At 63.0% G+C, this 3937-nt stretch carries 6 protein-coding genes; 4 read left to right on the top strand and 2 right to left on the bottom strand.

From position 1 onward, the window contains the following. Positions 1–315 precede the first annotated feature (315 nt). The 3 genes from ASF34_RS15485 to ASF34_RS23160 are packed head-to-tail and all read left to right on the top strand — an operon-like array spanning position 316 to position 1197. A complete protein-coding gene (locus tag ASF34_RS15485) occupies positions 316–705 on the top strand; it encodes a hypothetical protein (RefSeq protein WP_056162185.1) in 390 nt (129 codons plus the stop codon). A gap of 52 nt (positions 706–757) precedes the next feature. After that, positions 758–967, top strand: coding sequence for a hypothetical protein (locus ASF34_RS15480; RefSeq protein ID WP_056162182.1), 210 nt, complete (start codon positions 758–760; stop codon positions 965–967). A gap of 56 nt (positions 968–1023) precedes the next feature. Beyond that, positions 1024–1197: a hypothetical protein gene (locus tag ASF34_RS23160; RefSeq protein ID WP_200913306.1), complete on the top strand. Its 174-nt coding sequence runs from the start codon at positions 1024–1026 to the stop codon at positions 1195–1197. Between the two features lie 454 nt (positions 1198–1651). Here the strand turns inward: ASF34_RS23160 and ASF34_RS22845 are convergent, their stop codons facing one another. Continuing rightward, entirely contained in the window at positions 1652–2131 is a 480-nt protein-coding gene (locus ASF34_RS22845; RefSeq protein WP_056162176.1) for a hypothetical protein, read from the bottom strand. Positions 2132–2446: 315 nt separating this feature from the next. Between ASF34_RS22845 and ASF34_RS15465 the strand changes: the two genes are divergently transcribed. Continuing rightward, positions 2447–3184, top strand: a complete 738-nt coding sequence (locus tag ASF34_RS15465) for a hypothetical protein (RefSeq protein ID WP_244479012.1) — start codon at positions 2447–2449, stop codon at positions 3182–3184. Between the two features lie 121 nt (positions 3185–3305). Here ASF34_RS15465 and ASF34_RS15460 read toward each other — a convergent pair whose 3' ends face one another. Further along, positions 3306–3689, bottom strand: coding sequence for a helix-turn-helix domain-containing protein (locus tag ASF34_RS15460; RefSeq protein WP_056162173.1), 384 nt, complete (start codon positions 3687–3689; stop codon positions 3306–3308). Positions 3690–3937 lie beyond the last annotated feature (248 nt).

Genomic DNA, 3937 nt, shown 5'->3' with positions numbered 1-3937 from the left:
CGGCAGGTTGCCAGCGCGGTCCTCCTCCACACCGAACGCCTCACGGATCTCCGCTTGTGACGTGACCAAGCTGTAGAGGTTGCACATCGTTCACGTCCCCAGAGACCCACAGGTCGCCATTACACACCGAGATTGCTGTGTATCTCGTTTGGCTCGAACCTCAGCCAACGAGCCTCAGCATGGAGCTCTCTGGCACCGACCGGACGGTAGGATTGGTTCTCGTCCCCAGCCTCAATGCCGCGTGTGGCCCGCATGTCCTGGCGCGGTTGATCCTCACCTCCTATCCCGTCCGGCCCATCACAGCCGCCGGACCTCATGTCAGCGTCACCAGCCTTCCAGATCGAACCCGGCAGCCCCCAGGCGTGGCGCGAAACCTTCCTCGGCATGAAGCCCAGCGTGGTGCCGTGCCCTGGACTGACGCCTGCCGGCTGGCAGGCCGTTCATGCCGCGTCCCTGGACTTCCTCGACAAGCACGCCGACCGAGGCCGGCCGGCCGGCCGGCTGGGCTGGACGACGCTACAGCTCTTCGGTGTGCACCCCGACCTTGGCGTGATCCGATCTGACTTGTGCGGCGCCATGGTTCTAAGCGGCGATCTGGTGTCGAAGGTCGAGCCAGACTTCATCCGGTTCGAGCGGACGCGGTACTTCCGGAACGTGCCGGGCCGGCCAAAGGGGGGCGTGCCGATCTGGGCGGTGAAACGGTAGGCAGCTTGGGAGCCAGCCCTATGTCCTCGCGGGCACCGTCAGGAACCCGACCATGAGCACCGTACGCGCCGAAGGATACATCGAGGCTTTGGCCGGCATGAGGGCGACGATCCAGCATCGGATCTACGAGCCCGACATCACGAACGACGGGAAGCTCGAACTTCTCCACCTGCTCTCGATGCTGGACGACATGCTGAAGCGCGGCCAACCGCATGAGGAGCCCGACAACGCGGCGCCGGAGCCGTTGAGCGGCAGCTTCTGACGAGGCTTTGCATTAGGCACATTGCCTAGATCCGCTCAGGTGGCTAGGCCGGCCTAATGTCCAAGCTTGAAGCCCTCCTCAGCCGCCTGAAGGCCCATCAGCACGTTCTGATCGTCGCCGCAGCGGATCACGACACTATGCCGGCAGACAGCGTACTCAAGCGCATAGCCGAGCTGGAGAATGCGATTGCCGCCGTCGAGGCCGTGATGGCCGAGGAAAACAGGGAGTAGGTCACCTAGTCAAAGTCGCCAAAACGAAACATTACGCAGCTGCTGCCAGCCCTTGCGACACGCGCCATAGTTTGAGGCTGGATGGCTGAGTTGACGCGAAGCACGATCCGCGGTCGATCCGGATGCACAGCGGCGCTGTTGGCGAGCGCAATCCGGGTATCTAGGGATTGCCCCTCGATTGAGATGTCGATGCTGCCTCCGGCCCCGACAATAGCCTTGAGCGTGTCCGCGTGAACCATAGCGTCTCGCCTTGATTTTCAGATGCCTCGGTCGGCCCGCACCTCAGCCAATTCTCGTCGCAGTGCCTCCACCTCCGCGTGGAGCTCGCCGGCATCCACCGCCAACTCGACGCACTGGTCCTGGACCTCCGCAAGCTGGGCGCGGAGCTCGGCGTTCTCGGTCGCCAGGGCGAGCAGGAGCAGGGGATCGTAAACGGTGGGCCTCCCAGGGCGTACTAGGTCGCGGGATACGGTTTCGTATTGTAGTGGAAGCGCGTCACCGCGCTGTCCCGCAGATCGTTGGGGTACTGCTCCGCATAGTGCCGAACTGCTATCAGGCACAGATCGAGCATGTCGTACTGCCGTCCGTCGTGCTCGATGTGCCGGCCGCAGCGGTCATCAAATCGCAGGTCTTCCCATAAGCTTCCGAAGCCGGAGGCAGTCCGCTCCGTGTCGGAGCCGGCCGCCATCGGAGGCGCTTTTCCGTGCGTCGCCTCACGATGCTTCGCAGCGTTACACATGCGGTAGAGGGCTACGAATGGTAGGCCCAGGGCAGTCTTCGCATCAGCGAGCGCGGTAGGACTGAGATAGTCGCCGAGGTGGTACGAGACGATGCAGGCAAGGTAGCCGTGCCGTCTGTCAGGCGTAGCAATGAACTCGCGGATTGTTGGCTCCACGATCTCATCGGCGAATTCGCGGGCGCTCATCGCTGCCATGAGACGACCCCTTACCGTTGACTTAACCATCCCGCCCGGCCGACATGCCATGTCCGGCCGCGTATCGCCCCAAGCGAGTCGTGAGCCGGCATCAGGAGAGATCACCGCCGCGAGATAGACCCTGAAACGACTACGGCCCCCCTGTCGCCAAACAGGAGGGCCGCGAAATCGATGGGCCTGTGAGGCCACCAGCAATCCCTCACAAGCCATAGGACCCCCTCGGGAGTCAAGCGGGAACGCCAATTCCCGCATCGAGAAGTCGTGCCTTGTGCCTGCCGCGGCCCGAGAGGGTTGGGGACGATGTTTCACGCGACTATGGCTGCCGCGATCGACGGCGCGCGGACGCTTGCGCAGATGGACGAGCTATCGCGCCAGGTCTGGCAGGGGCACGGATCGGGGACCTTGGCCGACGAGGAGGCCCAAGCGCTTGCCGAACGGCTCCACCGGCGCCGTGGCGAGATCCGTGAGGGCATCAAGCCCGTCGGCATCCCGGCAGGCCGCGCGAGCCTGTTCCCGCCTCGCAGGAGCGCCACTAGCCCCGACAAGGCCATGTCGAGAGACCGCCGCCGCCTGCTGGCCTGCTCTGGCCCCATGCCGCCTGCGTTGGCCTCGCGGTTCACCACCGGGCAGCTGGCGGTTCTGCGCATCGTCGCCGACGAGGTCGCTGCCAAGGGAGTCTGCGGCCTTTGCATCGACGCCATCGCGGCTCGGGCCGGGGTATGCCGTCGCCTTGCCCAAGGTGCTATCCGCCTAGCCGAGGGCGACGGGCTGCTAACCATTGAGGAGCGCCGTCATGAGGGCAGGAAGAACAGCCCGAACCTCGTTCGCGTCATCAGCCGAGAGTGGCAGGCATGGATGCGTCGTGCCGGCAGACCGAAGGCCGAGGGGATAGGGTGCAAAGCGATTCACCCCACGGATACAGAGGTTCTAACTCCGGGGAAAGCCGAGACCAGCACCACCCTAAAAAAGCTGCCGGGACGGCAGGGTCGCCTTCACGCCAGCGGCTCGCGAGAATCCAGGCGGACTGCGGAACGGGCGAAAGCCATGCGGTGAGGGTATGCGGCTGTTCGACAAGCCGGACACTGCTCTTCCGAACCGTCTGAGGCTTTGCGCGCGATCGAACCGTGCCGTGTGAAGGAAGAGCGCTTACCGGTCGGACGCGAGGTGCTGCTGGCTAATCGGTCTGCCGGACACTCAGCCGAGATGCGGTTCGCACAATCGACAACGCGTCGCGGCGAAGGTCACTGTCCTCAATCGATGCATAAGCGGCGAGGATTTCGATGGCGCCAGGCTCAGCGAGGAAGGGGAACATCTCGTCCTGCCCCTGGGGCTCACTCTCGCCGAAGAGGGCTGACATCGGTACTTCGAAAAACTGGGCGATCTGCTGTAGGCGGCCGCTGGCTATTCGATTCTGCCCATTCTCGTATTTTTGGATCTGCTGAAACGTGACGCCGGCGACTTCGCCAAGCGCAGTCTGTGACAATCCCTTAGCTTTACGGAGGGCAGCCATGCGCAAGCCGACGGCACGATCAATGTCTGTCGTAGATTTAACGGTCATGCCGCGGCCCACTTCTGTTTAGAAATAATTAATCATGACGTCACTTCAAACATGAAATATTGTGCGTTTCTGCTCGTAGCGTATTGCGTCAGCTCTTGGCTGGTAAGCCGTAGTTCTGCAGTGTTGCAAGATCGCACTATCGCCACTGATGCTTTCAGGGCTCTGTATCGTTCAAATTCATCGCACGGGCCAACGACTTCCATGTTCAAGAAGCTCCTCCTCGCCACTGCGGCCACCGCTCTCCTGGC

This window comes from Methylobacterium sp. Leaf106 (assembly GCF_001422895.1).
Taxonomy (GTDB): Bacteria; Pseudomonadota; Alphaproteobacteria; order Rhizobiales; family Beijerinckiaceae; genus Methylobacterium; species Methylobacterium bullatum.
Note: the sequence above shows the minus strand (reverse complement) of the source record. Positions and strands in the feature narration are given on the sequence as shown.

Excerpts from the sequence above, each read along its gene's own strand:
- ASF34_RS22845 (WP_056162176.1), bottom strand. The coding sequence starts at position 2,131 with ATGGCAGCGATGAGCGCCCGCGAATTCGCCGATGAGATCGTGGAGCCA.
- ASF34_RS15485 (WP_056162185.1), top strand. The coding sequence starts at position 316 with ATGTCAGCGTCACCAGCCTTCCAGATCGAACCCGGCAGCCCCCAGGCG.
- ASF34_RS23160 (WP_200913306.1), top strand. The coding sequence starts at position 1,024 with ATGTCCAAGCTTGAAGCCCTCCTCAGCCGCCTGAAGGCCCATCAGCAC.
- ASF34_RS15480 (WP_056162182.1), top strand. The coding sequence starts at position 758 with ATGAGCACCGTACGCGCCGAAGGATACATCGAGGCTTTGGCCGGCATG.
- ASF34_RS15460 (WP_056162173.1), bottom strand. The coding sequence starts at position 3,689 with ATGACCGTTAAATCTACGACAGACATTGATCGTGCCGTCGGCTTGCGC.
- ASF34_RS15465 (WP_244479012.1), top strand. The coding sequence starts at position 2,447 with ATGGCTGCCGCGATCGACGGCGCGCGGACGCTTGCGCAGATGGACGAG.